Origin of the sequence: Salmonella sp. 3C (assembly GCF_025426275.1) — a bacterium.
Taxonomy (GTDB): Bacteria; Pseudomonadota; Gammaproteobacteria; order Enterobacterales; family Enterobacteriaceae; genus Salmonella; species Salmonella enterica.
In genome coordinates this window covers 2548867-2566373 of the sequence record NZ_CP104858.1, presented here as the reverse complement: position 1 = coordinate 2566373, position 17507 = coordinate 2548867, and the positions used below count along the sequence as shown (strand labels likewise).

Here is a 17507-nt window from a genome sequence, read left to right as displayed (position 1 = left end):
CGGATAAGCGCCATCCGGTATTTACGCTTATGCCTGTTCTTTCGCTGTCGGCTTCGGCAAAAAGCCTTCCAGTACAATCAGCGCCGCGCCGATACAGATCGCGCTATCGGCAAGGTTGAACGTCGCGAAATGCCAGTCGCCGACGTAAAAATCGATCATATCGACAACAAAGCCGTGCCACAGGCGGTCGAACAGGTTACCCAGCGCGCCGCCGATGATTAACGCATAAGCGATGTTATTCAGCTTCTGCGTCGCTTTCGAGCGATACATCATCACCAAAAGAATTACGCAGATCCCTATCGCAATCCCGGCAAAGAACCAGCGCTGCCAGCCGCCGCTATCCGCCAGGAAGCTAAAAGCCGCGCCGTAGTTACGCGCATAATGCAGATTAAGCGACGGGAACAGCCCTACCGTATCCCCCAGAGCGAAATTCTGGAGGATCAGGTATTTGCTGCCCAAATCGATAATCAGCACGACTACTACCAGCCATAGCCAGCGTAGTCCTGTTGAACAGAGTGGTTTACTCATCAGGCAAATTTACGTTGTTCGCCATTACCGGCGATGTTGCTGACACAGCGTCCGCAGATATCTGCATGTTCCGCCACCTTGCCGACATCAGTAGTGTAGTGCCAGCAGCGCGGACACTTATCACCCTCGGCACGCGTTACCACTGCCTGAACTGTCGTATTACCAGCATTGTACTGAATATTTTCATCATCAATACCCCCCGCTTGCTCAGAAATCACGAACTGGGAAGTAATGAAGATAAATCTGACCTCTTCGCCCAACAGTTTCAGCTTCTTGATCGTACCGTTAGCATCGTCAGCATATTTCAGCGTCACTTTTGCTTCCAGGTTCGATTTGATGCCATTGGCTTTCTGATTTTCCAGCTCTTTGTTGACCTGGTCCTTGATATAGCGGACATCGTCCCAGAATGCGTCATTAAATTCTTCATTCTCTTCCAGGCCAAACAACCCGTCGTACCATTCGCCGGTGAAGACATATTTTTCACGCTCGCCCGGCAGGTAGCCCCAGATTTCATCAGCCGTGAAGGACATGATCGGCGCCATCCAGCGAACCAGCGCTTCTGCGATATGATACAGCGCAGTCTGGCAGCTACGACGCGCGACGCTATCAGCCTTCGCGGTGTACTGGCGGTCTTTGATGATGTCGAGGTAGAACGAACCCATTTCAACGGAGCAGAAGCGCATCAGGCGCTGTACCACTTCATGGAAGTCGTAAGCTTCGTATGCCTTCAGAATCTCTTGCTGCGCCGTTTTCGCGCAGCCCACCGCCCACCGGTCCAGCACCACCATCTCTTCCGGTTTGACCATATCGGTGGCCGGATTGAAGCCATTGAGGTTCGCCAGCAGGAAGCGCGCGGTATTACGGATACGACGATAGCTGTCGGCAGCACGTTTCAGGATTTCGTCAGAGACCGCCATTTCGCCGGTATAGTCAGTAGACGCTACCCACAGACGCAGGATATCCGCGCCCAGTTTATTCATCACATCCTGCGGCGACACGGTGTTACCGATAGACTTGGACATCTTGCGCCCCTGACCATCGACGGTGAAACCGTGAGTCAGTACCTGGCGATATGGCGCTTTGCCTTTCATCGCCACGCTAATCATCAGGGAGGACATAAACCAGCCGCGATGCTGGTCAGAGCCTTCCAGATACATATCGGCAGCGTGACCGGCGAATTCCGGACGTGCATCAACCACGGAATAACTGGTGGAACCGGAATCAAACCAAACGTCCAACGTATCCGGAACTTTCTCGTATTGATCAGCATCTTCGCCGAGGATCTCTTTCGGGTCGAGATCCCACCACGCCTGGATACCGTCAACTTCGACGCGTTTCGCCACCTCTTCCATCGCCGCCAGAGTACGCTCAATCGGCAGCAGCTCCTGCGTTTCTTTATGCACGAACAGCGACATCGGTACGCCCCAGGTACGCTGACGTGAGATACACCAGTCAGGACGGTTAGCGACCATTGATTCAATACGCGCCTGACCCCAGTCCGGGATCCACTGAACGCCTTTGATCTCTTTCAGCGACTGTTGACGAAGCCCTTCTTTATCCATGCTGACGAACCACTGCGGGGTCGCGCGGAAAATGATCGGCGTTTTGTGACGCCAACAGCACGGATAGCTGTGCTGCATTTTTTCGACATGCAGTAGCGCGCCTTTTTCTTTCAGCAGTTCAATAACGATATCGTTCGCCTTGAAGACGTTAACACCGTCAAGCGTTGGATATGTGCCTGGCAGGTAAGCGCCGTCCGGGCCAACCGGGTTAGCGGTTTCCAGGCCATACTTTTGACCGATCACGTAGTCATCCGGGCCGTGACCAGGGGCGGTATGTACCGCGCCGGTACCTGCGTCCAGGGTGACGTGATCGCCGAGGATCGCCGGCACGTCAAAGCCCATAAACGGATGGGTAAAGCGCAGCAGTTCCAGCTCCGCGCCTTTAACGGTGCCGAGAATGGTGTATTCAGCCGCGCCAATACGCTGCATGACGCTTTCAACCAGATCTTTCGCCAGAATCACCGCCTGGCCGTCAATCTGCACCAGCGCATAATCAAAGTCCGGCGCCAGGGAGATGGCGCGGTTAGCCGGTAGTGTCCACGGCGTGGTGGTCCAGATAACCAGCGACACAGGGCCGCTCACGCCCGGCAAACCAAACTTCGCTTTCACCGCATCCTGATCGACGGCGCGGAACGCCACGTCGATAGACGGCGACGTTTTGTCGTAATATTCAACTTCCGCTTCCGCCAGCGCGGAACGGCAGTCAACGCACCAGTGCACCGGCTTAGCGCCTTTGTGCAGATGACCGTTTTTGATAATTCTGCCCAGCGCGCGGATGATGTTGGCTTCGGTTTTGAAGTCCATGGTCAGGTACGGATGCGACCAGTCGCCCAACACGCCCAGACGAATGAAGTCTTTACGCTGGCCGTCAACCTGCGTAGCGGCATATTCGCGGCACTTGGCGCGGAATTCAGCGGCAGTGAATTTCTCGCCCGGCTTACCGAACTCCTGCTCGACTTTCAGCTCGATAGGCAGACCGTGACAGTCCCAGCCCGGCACGTAAGGCGAGTCAAATCCCGACAGTCCTTTGGACTTCACGATAATGTCTTTCAGAATCTTGTTAACTGAGTGACCAATATGAATGCTGCCATTCGCATATGGAGGGCCATCATGCAGAATGAAGGTTTTTTTGCCTTTTTTGGCCGCACGAATGATGCCGTACAGATCATCATCGGTCCAACGCGCCAGCATTCCCGGTTCACGCTTGGCGAGGTCGCCGCGCATCGGGAACCCTGTTTCCGGCAAATTCAGGGTCGATTTATAGTCACTCATCAGATTCTCGGTTCCGTATTTCGGTTTGATAAACACCGTCAGGGTTACACCTGCCCGGCTAGCCCAAAAAACTTGCGGGCCGTTAACTCATCGCGTGCGATTTGCGCTTTTAGCTCATCAAGCGACGCAAATCGCTGCTCATTACGTATCTTTTTACGCAGTATTACATCTATATGGCGACCGTAGAGGTCCATTACAACGTCCAGCAGATGCACTTCCAGTTGTTGACGCACGCCAGCCACCGTTGGACGAGTGCCAATGTTCGCTACGCCGGGTAACGGCTTATCGCCAAGCCCGGTGACTTCCACCGCATAGACCCCTTTGACCGGGGAGACCTGACGGCGCAGCGGTAAGTTCGCCGTCGGGAAGCCAATGGTACGTCCCAGCTCGTCGCCATGAACGACACGCCCGGAAATAGTAAAGGGATGTCCCAGCAGACTTTCGGCAAGCGCCAGGTTATCTTCCGCCAGCGCCTGTCTCACTGCTGTACTACTGATACGCACGCCGCCTTCACAAAAGGTTTGGGTGCTGGAAACCGCAAAACCATACTCCACCCCCGCCTTCTGTAATAACAAGAAATCGCCCGCGCGGCTAGCACCAAAGCGGAAATCATCGCCGACGGCAAGAAATTGCACGCCAAGTCGCTCCACCAGCAGTTCGCTGATAAACGTTTGCGCCGTCAAAGCGGCAAAGCGGCGATCGAATTTCACGCACAGCACATAGTCCACGCCGCACTGCGCAAGGTAATGCAGTTTTTCACGCAGGCGCGTCAGGCGAGCGGGCGCTTTATCCGTCGCGAACAGCTCCTGCGGCTGCGGTTCGAAAATCATGACCACCACCGGCAGACCGCGTCTGCGTCCTTCTTCCTGCAAACCCTGCAGTAGAGCGCGATGCCCCCGATGTACGCCGTCGAAATTACCAATGGTCAGCACACACCCATGCGGGGCCTGACTGAGATTATGTATGCCGCGTATCAGCTTCATGTCTGACTCAAAACAGTGAAAATCGCAAGAGTATACCTTGTACAGCGGTCAAGGTTAACCGACGATTGCCCTGATGAAACATAAAGAAGATGCTTTTCATCGCCATGCGGCAAACTCCGCCCCAAAACCCGCCGCTTAATGCAATTTTTCTCATGGAAAGGCTGTATTCACAGCACGCAAGCTGGTAGAATCCTGCGCCATCACTACGCAACGAGTGCTGCAATTTAAACGGCGCTTATTTGCACAAATCCATTGACAAAAGAAGGCTAAAAGGGCATATTCCTCGGCCTTTGAATTGTCCATATAGAACACATTTGGGAGTTGGACCTTGGCTAATATCAAATCAGCTAAGAAGCGCGCCGTTCAGTCTGAAAAGGCTCGTAAGCACAACGCAAGCCGTCGCTCTATGATGCGTACTTTCATCAAGAAAGTATACGCAGCTATCGAAGCTGGCGACAAAGCTGCTGCACTGAAAGCATTTAACGAAATGCAACCGATCGTGGACCGTCAGGCTGCTAAAGGTCTGATCCACAAAAACAAAGCTGCACGTCATAAAGCTAACCTGACTGCACAGATCAACAAACTGGCTTAATCGCCTGCTTGTTATCAGCTTTGTAGAAAAACCCGCGTAAAGCGGGTTTTTTTATGCCTGCTATCTGCCGTTTTGCTCGACAATCGCTGGCTCTGACCTCACTCGTTCACGCTCTTCCTGACCAGCCTATTTTTTCAGCTACCCCTCCCTCAGTCACGTAATACTTGAAAGTTATTTTCTTTCACTGTTTTCCTTTTCTTATTTCATTACTGAAAAAACTGTGACCACCTTAGCAAATAAAAACATCGCTCATTCAAAAACTAATAAACGCAATCCTGATGTAAGATTTAATAATTGATTGATGCCGTCGGGTTAACTACTTTTCATGTACACCTTACTTACTCATTTTAATCTGAGGTTAAATTCAAAAACGACATAAAAATAATATTCAAAACTTGCTTAGAAAGTAGAGGTTGTTTTTCTGGGCGTATCGTACCAATATCGGAGTTATCATTATGAGTTCTGTCATTGAGGATACCCAGCCTTCCGGGTCAGCATCATTGTCTTTACTACAGCGTATTAGCTACGGCTCTTTGGATGTGGCGGGTAATCTGCTGTACTGCTTCGGTTCAACGTACATTTTATATTTCTACACAGACGTTGCGGGCATTAGCCTTGCCGTAGCAGGCGTTATCCTGCTGCTGGCGCGTATTATCGATGGCATAGACGCCCCCATATGGGGGATCATCATCGATAAAACACGTTCACGCTACGGTAAATGTCGTCCCTGGTTTTTATGGTTACCGCTGCCTTTTGCGGTATTCAGCGCACTGTCATTTTGGTCTCCTGATATCAGTATGACAGGAAAAGCCATCTATGCAGCAATATCTTATATGATTGCCAGCATTCTATTTACCGGACTTAATACACCACTCAGTGCAATATTACCCCTGATGACCTTATCTCCCAAAGAAAGACTGGTTTTAAATTCCTGGCGAATGACCGGTGGGCAAATTGGGGTTTTATTAATGAACGCGACCGCCTTGCCGTTAGTCGCTTTTTTAGGTAACGGTGATGATCACGCTGGTTTTATTTATACGGCAATTACGTTTGCCATTATATCCTGCGCGCTAACGCTCTTTGCGTTTAAAAACATTCGTGAAATGGATACGGATAAAATACAGCATGAACCTAAGTTGCCGATGAAAAAAAGTTTCGCGGCGATGAAAGGTAACTGGCCGTGGATCCTGATGGTGCTGGCTAATCTGATCTTCTGGATTGCCCTACAGCAGCGCAACACGACCATTGTCTATTATCTGACCTACAACCTCGACCGTAAAGATCTGGTACCGCTGATTAACAGCCTGGCGACGATTCAGATCCTGTTTATCATCGCTATCCCCTTCTTTAGCAAATACCTGGCTAAAACCTAGATATGGGTAGGCGGTCTGCTGGTCGCCACGTTTGGCGGCGTCATGATGTGGCTGGCAGCGGACAACATTACTTTCCTCATCGCCGCCTGGATACTCGGCAATATCGGCAGCGGTATCGCCTGCTCAATGCCGTTTGCCATGCTGGGCTTCGCCGTCGATTTCGGCGCCTGGAAGACCGGTATTAAGGCTACCGGCATTCTTATCGCCTTCGGCAGCACCTTCTGCATCAAGATGGGTAGTGGCCTCGGCACCGCTTTCGCCGCCTGGATCATGAACAGTTTTGGCTATGTCCCCAACCATGCCCAGAGTGCTGCGGGTCTGGAGGGCATTATCTGGGCCTTTATCTGGGCACCCGCCCTACTCTTCGCGCTCGCAGCGATCCCACTACTTTTCTTTCGCAAATACGAAGCGATGGAAGAGAAGATTCGCCACGATCTGGAAACCGTCAACTCATAACGTTCTTTACCTTCACCCTCGAATATGGGAGGCACCACCATGCCATTTATGCAACAAGACCCGCGTCGTCTGGTCTGGCAGCAAAACGATCGCTATTTATGGATTGAACCCTGGGGCGAGAACAGCCTGCGCGTACGCAGCGGCCGTCATCTGCCGGTAATGAGAAATGAAGACTGGGCATTGACTGAGCCAGTCGCAGAAAGTCAGTGCCACATTGATTATGAGCACCACCAGGCAACGCTGACCAACGGCAAAATTATCGCTATCGTCAATCAAAAAGGACAAGTTACCTTTTACCGCCATCCACACAAACCCCTGTTGCAGGAGTTCTGGCGCCTGCGGGGCGAAATTGGCGAGGATGAATCATCTCACGGCCAGTACGTTAGCGCACTCAACCTTGAGGGACGCGAGTTCCGCCCTATTCAGGGTGGGAAATATTCACTGAAAGCCCGCTTCGAAGCCACCGAAGGGGAAAAAATTTATGGCATGGGGCAGTATCAACAGGCCAACCTGGATCTCAAAGGATGCGTGCTTGAGCTGGCGCAACGTAACTCCCAGGCCTCAGTACCGTTTATGCTCTCCAGTCTGGGCTACGGATTTTTATGGAACAACCCGGCAGTCGGACGCGTAACCTTTGCCCAAAACGTTACCGAATGGGAAGCGCAGGTCAGCGAACAGTTAGACTACTGGATCACGGCTGGCGATACCCCGGCAGAAATTAGCCGGGCTTACGCGCTGGCTACCGGCACGCCGCCGATGATGCCGGACTACGCCATGGGCTTCTGGCAGTGCAAACTCCGTTATCGTACGCAGGAAGAGCTGCTGGAGGTCGCCCGCGAATATAAGCGCCGCAATCTGCCTATCTCAGTGATCGTTATCGACTTCTTTCACTGGCCGAATCAGGGTGACTGGATGTTCGATGCGCGCGACTGGCCCGATCCTGATGCCATGATTGCCGAGCTGAAATCGCTGGGAATTGAGCTGATGGTCTCCGTCTGGCCGACGGTGGATAACCGTACCGAAAGCTATCGGGAGATGCGCGAAAACGGCTGGCTGGTACAAACGGAACGTGGCTTGCCGATCAATATGGATTTCCTCGGCAATACCACTTACTTTGATGCGACTCATCCGGGCGCGCGCGACTACGTCTGGGGCAAAGCCAAACGCAACTATTACGATAAAGGCGTGAAGTTATTCTGGTTAGATGAAGCCGAACCTGAGTTCAGCGTTTACGACTACGACAACTATCGCTACCATGCCGGGCCGGTACTGGAAGTGGGCAATATCTACCCACGCATGTACGCCAAAACCTTTTTTGATGGCATGAAAGCCGATGGCGAAGACCAGGTTATCAACCTGCTACGCTGCGCCTGGGCCGGCAGTCAGAAGTACGGCGCTCTGGTCTGGTCAGGGGATATTCACTCCTCGTTTAGATCGCTGCGCAACCAGTTTGCCGCCGGACTCAATATGGGAATAGCAGGGATACCGTGGTGGACGACGGATATCGGCGGTTTCCATGGCGGTAATATTCACGACCCGAAATTCCATGAATTGCTAATTCGCTGGTTCCAGTGGGGCGTCTTTAGTCCGGTGATGCGTCTGCACGGCAACCGCGATCCGCAGATTTTACCCGCGCAACCGTACCGGGATGGCATTGCTCAATGCCCTACAGGTGCGCCGAACGAGGTCTGGAGCTACGGTGAGGAAGTATGCGACGTACTGACAGGTTGCCTGGCGTTGCGAGAAAAACTCAAGCCCTATATCAAAGCGCTGATGGAGGAAACCCATAAGCACAATACGCCAGTGATGCGCCCCCTGTTCTTTGAATTCCCCGAACAGGAAACAAGTTGGACAATCACCGACCAGTATTGTTTTGGTCCTGACCTGCTGATCGCCCCCGTCATGCATGAAGGTATGCGCGAGCGTGATGTCTGGCTACCAGAAGGGGAAACATGGACGGATCTTGCGACCGGTGAAAGCTATTCAGGAGGGCAGACGCTGCATTACGCTACGCCACTGAACAGAATTCCGGTGTTTATCCGCGAAGGTGGGCAGTACCGTAGCCTGCTGAACTTGTAGAATGATTCCGGCTGCGGGTTAATACCGCAGCCGGAAGTATTACGGTAGGTACGTCTACTGTAGTTTAAACAATGCCGAGTAGTCCGCATTGCAAATACGCTGCACCGCCGGATGCTGGATCATTCTCTCGGCAAAAATCGCATGATATTCTTCCATGACATTCTCCACGCGCCCAATCTCTATTACCGACTCATCGGCATAAAAATCCAGCGAATAAAGGCTCGGCGCCACAAAAATCGCATCGTGCGTCGCGCCAAACGCCTTCATTAAGGCCGCATCATCAAATTCACCGAGGATCTCAACCTGCAACCCCTGTGAATTAAACCAGTTCAACAACTTACGCCCCAGCATTGAGCGCCGTCCCGGCACCAGCAACCGTCGCTCTTCCAGGCAGGCAGGGAACGCTTTTTCAGGAAGCGGATTCGTACACCAGAAACTGACGCTGCATTCGCCGATTTTGACTGAGAATAGCCCCTCCTGCTGCGTGGAATCTATCGGGCAGTCGGAGATAATCATATCCAGCTTGTGCTGGCTGAGCTGTTCGAGCAACATTTCGTGCGTGGACTCGAAGCAACGCAGATGTATGGGTTCGTCCACCACCACCGCCGCATCCAGAACGCTGCTGACCAGACGCTTGGATAAAGCATCGGCGACTCCGACATCAAACAACAGGTTTGATTCTTTGCGGTAATTGACGATATCCAGCATCTCCTGGCTTAGCGTAAACATTTTGTCCGCATAGCGAAAAACCAGCTCGCCCAGTTCGCTGGGTTCAAGACCGCGTCCCTTACGTTTAAATAGCTTCCCCTGTAAACGCTCTTCCAGGGCTTTAATTTGACCAGTAATGGTTTGCGGCGTCAGAAAAAGCGCCTCTGCGGCACCCACGACAGAACCTTCTTTATAGACATGCCAGAAATAATAAAGATGGTTGTAGTTAATATGAGACATGCTCATTTCTCTCCCTGTTCAATGTCGCAAGGGAGCGATACATCGCTCCCCCTTTCCTTCGTACTGATTATGCCGGCGCGTTCAAACGCGCGCGCAACCAGCTATACCCCACCACTGCGGAGAGCAATGAACCAATCAAAATGCCCAATTTCGCCCAGTTAATAAGTTCCGGATCGACATTGCCAAATGCCAGGCTGGCGATAAAGATGGACATCGTAAAGCCAATGCCACACAAAATGCCGACCGCCATGATTTGCTGATAAGTGGTCCCCTGCGGCAGATGCGCCAGCTTGAAACGCAGCGCCAGCCAGCAAAACAGGCTAATCCCCAGCGGCTTACCAATCAGCAGACCGGCAATAATTCCCAACGGCAGCATGGAGGTCAGACCGTCAATCGTGACGCCCTGAAGAGAAACGCCGGCATTCGCAAAAGCGAAAAGCGGCAGGATCAGGTACGCGACCCACGGGTGCAGAACATGCTCCAGACGCTTGGCCGGCGAGCGACCGTGTTTTTCTTTCAGCGGAATAAAGAAACCGACAATAACGCCTGCCAGCGTCGCGTGAACGCCGGACTTCAGTACCGCCGTCCACAGCACTGCCCCGACCAGAATATATACCCCAGTCCGTCTGACGCCGCACAGGTTCAGCAGCGCCAGCACGGCAATCGCGAACGCCGCCACGCCCAGCGAGACGATAGAAAGATCGCTGGTATAAAACAGTGCGATAATAACGATAGCGCCGAGATCATCGATGATCGCCAGCGCCATCAGGAAAATTTTCAGCGCCAGCGGAACCCGGCTGCCCAACAGCGCCAACACGCCCAGCGCAAAGGCGATATCCGTCGCGGCAGGAATAGCCCAGCCCTCGCGAGTGACCGGATCGGAGTAGTTAAAGGCCAGATAGAGCAATGCCGGTACAATCATCCCGCCGATGGCGGCAATCACCGGAAAAGCGGCCTGGCGCAGACTGGCTAACGAGCCTTGCATCAGTTCGCGCTTAACTTCCAGGCCAATCAACAGGAAAAACACGGCCATCAGCGCATCGTTGATCCACAACAGCATGTTTTTGTTGATCTCAAGCGCCCCAACCCGTAGCTGAACCGGCGTCTCCAGAAAATCATGATACCATCCACTGGTCGCGCCCATATTGGCCATCAGCATAGCCAGCGCAGCGGCGATGATGAGAATGATGCCCCCAGAGGCATCGCTGCTAAAAAATCGGTGCAGATGTTTCACTTTTTATTCTCTCAATCAGGTGAATTCTTCGGATCTACTATCTTACCTCGCCTGACTCATCGTTAAAATTAGATTATATATGATGAATAGCTCGTTTTTTACGAAATGAAGTCCGACTTACGCCGGACTTTTTTAGTGCAGTCAGTCATTGATGATAGACCGCTACGCGTACAGATCCATTTTATACACCCGGAAACTGGTAATATCGTAGCGATAGCCTTCCCCGTTCGTTTCCGCGTTTTTGTAGTAACCTGACGTCATGGTCGCTTCAAAAAGCACGGTTTTCTCCGTAGGCGCAATCTCCTGTAAAATTAGCAGCCCCATCGCCTCGCTGCCCGCCTGCGGATCGATAATATCGCTCTCGCCAGGCTGGCAAGAGATGGCGCGGCCATTTTCATCAAACGTGCAGTCGGCAAAATGCACCACAATATTGCCATTCTGCTGGATCGCTTTCGCGCTAACGCAGCTACTGTAGCCACGCGCGCCCAGCTCCTTGCCGTATTCAAATGGCCGCATAACGGTCATCTCATTCATATTCACCACGAAATGGACAATGCGGCTGTAGTTATCCGGCGGTAACAGGCTTTTGCTGTCATCACGCGAACGGTAGTTACCGTTATCAAATACCATAAACTCCACTATACCCGGCGTATTATTGGCGATTTCAACGACGTTATGCTGGCCCCAAGTCCAAAAGTCACGGTCGGCCGCGTCGATATCCTCCTGTTTGCTAAAGTCATAAAGCGCCACACCTTCACTGTCGACCGGGGTTAAAAGATAAGGCTGATAAGCGTCGTCCCAGTCTTCATGCGTTGACAAAATAAAGCGTAGCGCTTGCGTTTGCAGATCGACGCCAAACACCGCGCTCTGATGACGCCCGGACGCAATTAACAACTGATTCGTCTCATTCACGTAGCTCTGGTTTATATGCAGCCAGTCTTTAACCGTCGGGTCTTCTCCCGGCGCCGTACCTGAAGGACGGGAAACCCGCGTCGTATCCAGCACCTTCGCCATATCGTAGTAAGCCGTCTCCAGTCCGGTAGTCAGATCGACAACCGATACGCCGTCTTCATTGGTTTTCAAATCGTCGGGCCGACCCGAGGTATATTCAGAGGGCGCAACAATGGTATTGCTATCCCACGGCCAGATAGAATGGTGAAATTGATTATCGAGATTATAGAATGTGTGAAGACGCCCCATCATGTCGAACTCATACATATCCAGATAGGTATTTTTCGCTTCTGAAGTAGTGAGGAAATGGCCATTATCAATTCGAACAAAATTATAAGACGGATAATCCTGAGTAACGTACCAGCGCACCAGACCATTCTGATCTAATGCGTAATTATAGCGATCGAAATGCGTAATAAAATAAAACCCTGGCGCCATCTTGTCCGCATCGGTAGCAGGTTGCGTCACGTTGATAATCGGAAAACCTAATACGACCTCCGCGGAATCTACCGGCGGTAATGGCTGTGTGATGAGCGTATAGACGGCAAGCGGCGTATCTGCCTGAGAAAAGACAATACGGTTTTCAGTATCCGCTACCAGCCCCAGAACCGGCAACAGATTTGCGCCTGCCGTAAGGGTGTAAAGATGTTCTACCGGCATCGCCGTTTTTGCCGCATCCTGGACCGTGACTATGATCTCAGCCGGTTCCAGACTCCAGACCCCGGCATAAGCGCTTAAAGGCGCCGTGCCGTAAGGGTCTAACAACATGAGCGCATTTTCTACCGTATTCTCTTGCGTGACCTGCGCAAGGCAATTTTCATAAATAGCGGTATGGTTAAGCACCATTTCATTATTGATATCGATACCCTGATTAATCGCCGGACGCGGCGCAGGAAGGACAACAGACGTTGTAGTTAACGTATTCATGATAAATCTCCAGTGTATTAATCTCATCGCCCCTCATGGGGACCACGAAAATTAATACTCTGGATTTTTAAGCCGTCCGAATAAAATACCGCAACAACACCTCATCACACTTTTTATTTTAGCAATTCAGTTACGTGAAGCGTTATATTCAAATTTTAGGTAATCCAGTACGGCAACAACATTGCCAGGAGACATCCGGTTAAGATGCGGCAGGAAGGGATGGTTGTGAACATAGCGAATAAACGCCGTCGCGCTATTTAACGTCGCATGGCGTAACAAACTCACCTTTTTATTTCCTGTGAGATTGCATACCGCCATCGCATAATCCCGTGTGGAAAATGTACGCCAGACGTTGTTGCGAATTCCGCCGCTCAAAAACAACCGCGGAGGGAGATCGCGTTTGGGCGGCGTAACGCCTCTTTCACGCACAAACGAAATATGGCAGCGCCCCTGACGAAGATAGCTAAAATTCGCCATCATACAGCCGCCCAGAATGAAGCATTCGTGATCGAGATAATGTTGGACATTCAGGGAACGCTCATCCGTCAACGCCTGAACCAACTCAAAATGTCGATAAGCAGGTAATACGGGTTTTACTAACATCCCCGGATCGTTTTTATATAAAACGGCGGGGCCGTAATCCACATCAAATAATACATTGCGGCGCATGGTCAGCGCCTCTTTTCGCTGCACCAGATGCGCCAGCGTGCCGGACGGAAGTCGTTCTTCGTAATCAGAATGATATTGATAATCCGCTTCCACCGGTTGGGCGGAGTAATTCGTTGAGATCGCGACGACCTTACCGCTCTCCTCTTCCGCCGTCACCAGCACGTATAAGCTGCTGTCGCCGCCGTTAAATTTCACACGAAACGCCCGCGTGCTCATAGCGATATCAAACGCGGGAAACACAAAATCGCGTTCCGCTTGATTAGCGCGACGGGACAGTTTTTGTAATTCGCGGCTAAAACCCGTGCTGTCTATCGCCAGCGCCGCGCGTATTTCAACTAGCGACGCTCCTTCGCCAATCAACGTGGCAAGGTTCTCTTGTCTGGCGTCGCTCCTGACAGCGGTATAGGAGATGAACGTTTTATTACACTGGCGGCAATACATACGCCGTTCACCTTTAGTGGAAAATCCATATTTTTTCAGCGACGTCCCGCCACAATGCGGACAGGACTTCACCAGACCTTTCCAGGGTTGATTCGCCGCCTGGCGAAAAAGATTAAGCGATCTGGCTGAGATAATGGGGAACAAAAAACCGCACGCTCGACAGAGAACATTTTTCCCTTGCGGTAGATAGTCTGGGCTCCCCAGAATCCCCAGATTTTTGCAGCCTGGCGTTTTGCAAGCATCGACATTAATGTGAGAAAACATATTCACTCCCTGCGAATACTACCTTCAAACAAATATTGACTTTATTTCTGCAGGTGAGATGCCTTTTTCATACAGGGTTCGCATGGCACTCATCGCCGTCGCGGTATGCGAGAAAAAAGCCTGATAACCTGCACACAGATAGTTATGATTGGTTGCGCCTGACGCAGAGGGTAAAAAACGATGTTTCGGACAGCCGCCATAGCAGGCGAACTTCCATTGACAGCGATGACACTCCTGCGCCATTGAACGCTGTTTATCGCTGCCGAACTGGCGATTTTGTTCGCCCTGATTCATTTGACGCAGCGTCTTCTGGTGGATATTCCCCAGTTTAAATTGCGGATATACGAAGTGATCGCAGTTATAAACATCGCCGTTCATTTCCATCGCAAACGCGCTGCCGCAGGTGGGCGCAAAAACGCAAACCTGCGGCGGCAGGCCGCACCAGGCCGCCAGCGTCTGTTCAAATAGCTGAATGCCGATATCGCCGATATCCTCACGGATCCAGATATCAAATACCGCATTCAGAAACTGACCAAATTGCAGGCTATCGACCGACCACGGCGTCATCGCGATATGTTTATCCTGCGGCTGCGCCAGTCCATTTTCCCCGCAGCGTTCAACTAAAGGGATAAATTGCATATAGCGGCTACCAATGCTTTTCAGGTAGCGATAGACCTGAACAGGATGATGCATATTGGTACGGTTAACCACCGTGAGGGTATTAAATTCTACGTCGTGCTGCGCCAGACAACGCACCGCATTTTCTACTTTTTCATGCGTCGGCTTTCCGGAGCGCGTCACTCGCCATTCATCGTGTAACGCGGCATCGCCATCAATAGAGACGCCAACCAGAAAATCATGCTCCCGGAAGAAGGTCGCCCAGTCATCGTTGATCAGGATGCCGTTGGTCTGGAAGGTATTGACGATGGTTTTGCCGCCACAATAGCGCTGCTGAAATTCAACGGCTTTACGATAAAACGGGATGCCCATTAATGTGGGTTCCCCGCCCTGCCACGCAAAAATGACCTCATCAATATCCTGTGCGGCAATCTGCTGCCTGATGAAGAGTTCGAGGGTCTCTTCCGACATTTTGTAATGGTTTTTTCGATCCGGATAGAGCTTTTCTTTCTCCAGATAAAAACAGTACTTACAGTCAAGGTTACACACCGATCCGGTTGGTTTAACCATGACCTGACAACTTTTCCCAAACATCATTACCTTCCCTGAAATAAAAGAACCTGATCCGGCACAGAGTGACCGGATCAGGTGGGCATCGCCCTAAGTGGCATACTTAATTTTTTATAATTATTCCATTAGCCCCAGGTGACAGGCGTCGGCTTATCGCCACGGGCTTTCATCAGCGAATCGTTATCAATATCCTTTTTATACTTCAGGAACTTACCGTAAAGCTGTTTCTCAATCTGCGGCTGTTTACCAATTTGATTGAGCGTCTCGAAACGATCGGTTTTCAGGTTATAGAGATATTTAGGTTTACTCTGGCGATCGATGATCATCTTCCAGTCGCCGTCGCGGATCGCCCACTCATCCGTCGGATCGTCCTGGAACGGCATATCGATACCGAAGATCAGCGGTTTCTGGCGTTTTAACGTCTTGTCCTTCAGGAGCGGAACTAAAGACTGACCGTCGTAGGTACGATCGGTCGGGAGTTTAAAGTCCATCATGTTGGCCAGCGTCGGCAACCAGTCAAGACCATATACCGGCGTGTCCGTTACCATCCCCTGTGGAATGTGCTTGCCGTATTTGATGATTGCCGGTACGCGAATGCCGCCTTCCCACAGGTTGTCTTTACGCCCGCGCAGACCGTCGGTTTCCCCGGCCAGGTTCAGCTCGTATACCTTACGCGCTTCGCGCGTGACAGGGCCGTTGTCGCTGGTAAAGATGACGATGGTGTTATCTTCCTCGCCCATCGCCTTAATTTTATCCAGCACTTTACCGACCTGCTCATCCATGTAGCTGATATTGGCGTAATATTCGCCGGTGCCGCGCCACGGTTTGTCTGCCCAGTCGCCGTAGAACAGATCCGGATGCTGCTTCTGGTAGTCGGTCATGTACTGCGAATACATATCAAGGTATTTTTTCGGCGACGCCAGCGGGCTATGGACTTCGGTAAAGGCGACATATAAGAAGAACGGATTATCGTCTTTCTTATTATCCAGCCAGTTCACCACTTCAGAGCTCACAAACTCGCCGCTCATCTTATCTGCGCGGCCAATATGTTGGCCATTACGAATCCACCCCGTAGGATGCACCACGCCATAGCGCGGGCGCTCCTTGGCGTTATCCAGCGTAGCATCGGTGACAAATCCCGCCGGATTAACCAACGTATAGTCAAAGCCCATGTCTTTCGCCTGCGGCTGATCGGTGCGATCGCCGCCCGCATTCAGGTGTAATTTCCCCATCATCGCTGTATCGTAGCCCTGCTGTTTTAGCAGATTGGCGATAGTCAGTTCATTACGCCCCAGCGCAACATCTTTGCCTTCCGGTATCCAGGAACGGATTCCGGTACGGAACGGCATACGACCGGTTAACAGGCCCGCGCGGGAAGGAGAACACAGAGGCGCTGGCGCATAATAGTCGGTAAACTTCACCCCCTCCTGCGCCAATTTGTCTATGTTAGGTGTTTTAACGATGCGGTGCCCGTAGGTGGCGAGATCGCCATACCCTAAATCATCCGCCAGAATAATGACTAAGTTAGGACGCTTTGCGGTTGCCGCTTGCGCGGTTGATAATACGCATCCAGCGCATAGCGCCAACCCTATCATACTGGCAACGACTGTTCTTTTCATTTCAACTCCTTTGAGTTATCGCACGGTCTGATTACGATATATTTGCCGATAGACCCGGCTGCGGAATACAGCCTAAATTAATTGCACTATATATATTCGATTTGTCTTATATTTCTTCCATTAACATCGTTTTATCGTAGAAATTATTCACACTCATTATAATATTAATGCCATAAATATATTTCGTGCTAAAGAAAACACGCCTGAAGCAGTCTATAAAAAAAGAAATCGCGAACGAGTGATGCAGAACTCAAATATGGCCCATATGTCAGAACCGCTATTGTGATGTCAATATATGTTGCTGTTTGAACGGTAACACCCTCATTTAATGGCAGTAAGTTGTCTTTGCGAGAGATTATTCCCATTCGAAGTTTCATTAATTTCATGCTATCCGGTGTGACTTTTACAACAGAGACATAAA

12 protein-coding genes and 1 pseudogene are annotated in these 17507 nt (G+C 51.3%); 3 read left to right on the top strand and 10 right to left on the bottom strand.

Annotated elements, in window-relative coordinates; genetic code table 11:
- Window positions 1–27: 27 nt before the first annotated feature.
- From lspA to N7E69_RS12150, 4 genes are read right to left on the bottom strand one after another with little or no spacing between them, the layout of a single operon-like run.
- Window positions 28–528 (bottom strand): signal peptidase II, encoded by a 501-nt coding sequence (gene lspA / locus N7E69_RS12165; protein WP_000042736.1) that lies wholly within the window; start codon window positions 526–528, stop codon window positions 28–30.
- Window positions 528–3362, bottom strand: a complete 2835-nt coding sequence (gene ileS / locus N7E69_RS12160) for an isoleucine--tRNA ligase (protein WP_001674865.1) — start codon at window positions 3360–3362, stop codon at window positions 528–530. The genes lspA and ileS overlap by 1 nt, the downstream gene beginning before the upstream one ends.
- A gap of 44 nt (window positions 3363–3406) precedes the next feature.
- A complete protein-coding gene (gene ribF / locus N7E69_RS12155; protein WP_000767318.1) occupies window positions 3407–4345 on the bottom strand; it encodes a bifunctional riboflavin kinase/FAD synthetase in 939 nt (312 codons plus the stop codon).
- Window positions 4346–4352: 7 nt separating this feature from the next.
- Window positions 4353–4568 (bottom strand): YaaY family protein, encoded by a 216-nt coding sequence (locus N7E69_RS12150; protein ID WP_001575565.1) that lies wholly within the window; start codon window positions 4566–4568, stop codon window positions 4353–4355.
- A 105-nt stretch (window positions 4569–4673) separates the two neighbouring features.
- Here N7E69_RS12150 and rpsT point away from each other — a divergent pair, with 105 nt between their 5' ends.
- From rpsT to N7E69_RS12135, 3 genes and pseudogenes are all read left to right on the top strand, one after another.
- The gene (rpsT, locus tag N7E69_RS12145; RefSeq protein ID WP_001518655.1) at window positions 4674–4937 is read left to right on the top strand and encodes a 30S ribosomal protein S20; all 264 of its coding nucleotides are present in this window, start codon (window positions 4674–4676) and stop codon (window positions 4935–4937) included.
- A gap of 455 nt (window positions 4938–5392) precedes the next feature.
- Window positions 5393–6766, top strand: a pseudogene (locus tag N7E69_RS12140) (MFS transporter).
- 39 nt (window positions 6767–6805) lie between these two features.
- Window positions 6806–8845, top strand: a complete 2040-nt coding sequence (locus N7E69_RS12135) for a TIM-barrel domain-containing protein (protein ID WP_001116453.1) — start codon at window positions 6806–6808, stop codon at window positions 8843–8845.
- Between the two features lie 54 nt (window positions 8846–8899).
- Here the strand turns inward: N7E69_RS12135 and nhaR are convergent, their stop codons facing one another.
- From nhaR to N7E69_RS12105, 6 genes are all read right to left on the bottom strand, one after another.
- Window positions 8900–9799, bottom strand: a complete 900-nt coding sequence (nhaR, locus tag N7E69_RS12130; RefSeq protein ID WP_000062872.1) for a transcriptional activator NhaR — start codon at window positions 9797–9799, stop codon at window positions 8900–8902.
- 61 nt (window positions 9800–9860) lie between these two features.
- On the bottom strand, window positions 9861–11027 hold the full coding sequence (nhaA, locus tag N7E69_RS12125; protein ID WP_000681340.1) for a Na+/H+ antiporter NhaA: 1167 nt from the start codon (window positions 11025–11027) through the stop codon (window positions 9861–9863).
- Window positions 11028–11189: 162 nt separating this feature from the next.
- On the bottom strand, window positions 11190–12905 hold the full coding sequence (locus N7E69_RS12120; RefSeq protein WP_001094889.1) for an aryl-sulfate sulfotransferase: 1716 nt from the start codon (window positions 12903–12905) through the stop codon (window positions 11190–11192).
- Between the two features lie 126 nt (window positions 12906–13031).
- On the bottom strand, window positions 13032–14285 hold the full coding sequence (locus tag N7E69_RS12115; RefSeq protein WP_001055836.1) for a hypothetical protein: 1254 nt from the start codon (window positions 14283–14285) through the stop codon (window positions 13032–13034).
- Window positions 14286–14303: 18 nt separating this feature from the next.
- Window positions 14304–15494, bottom strand: coding sequence for an anaerobic sulfatase maturase (locus N7E69_RS12110; protein WP_000971148.1), 1191 nt, complete (start codon window positions 15492–15494; stop codon window positions 14304–14306).
- A 98-nt stretch (window positions 15495–15592) separates the two neighbouring features.
- The gene (locus N7E69_RS12105; protein ID WP_000831881.1) at window positions 15593–17086 is read right to left on the bottom strand and encodes a sulfatase; all 1494 of its coding nucleotides are present in this window, start codon (window positions 17084–17086) and stop codon (window positions 15593–15595) included.
- Window positions 17087–17507: the final 421 nt, after the last annotated feature.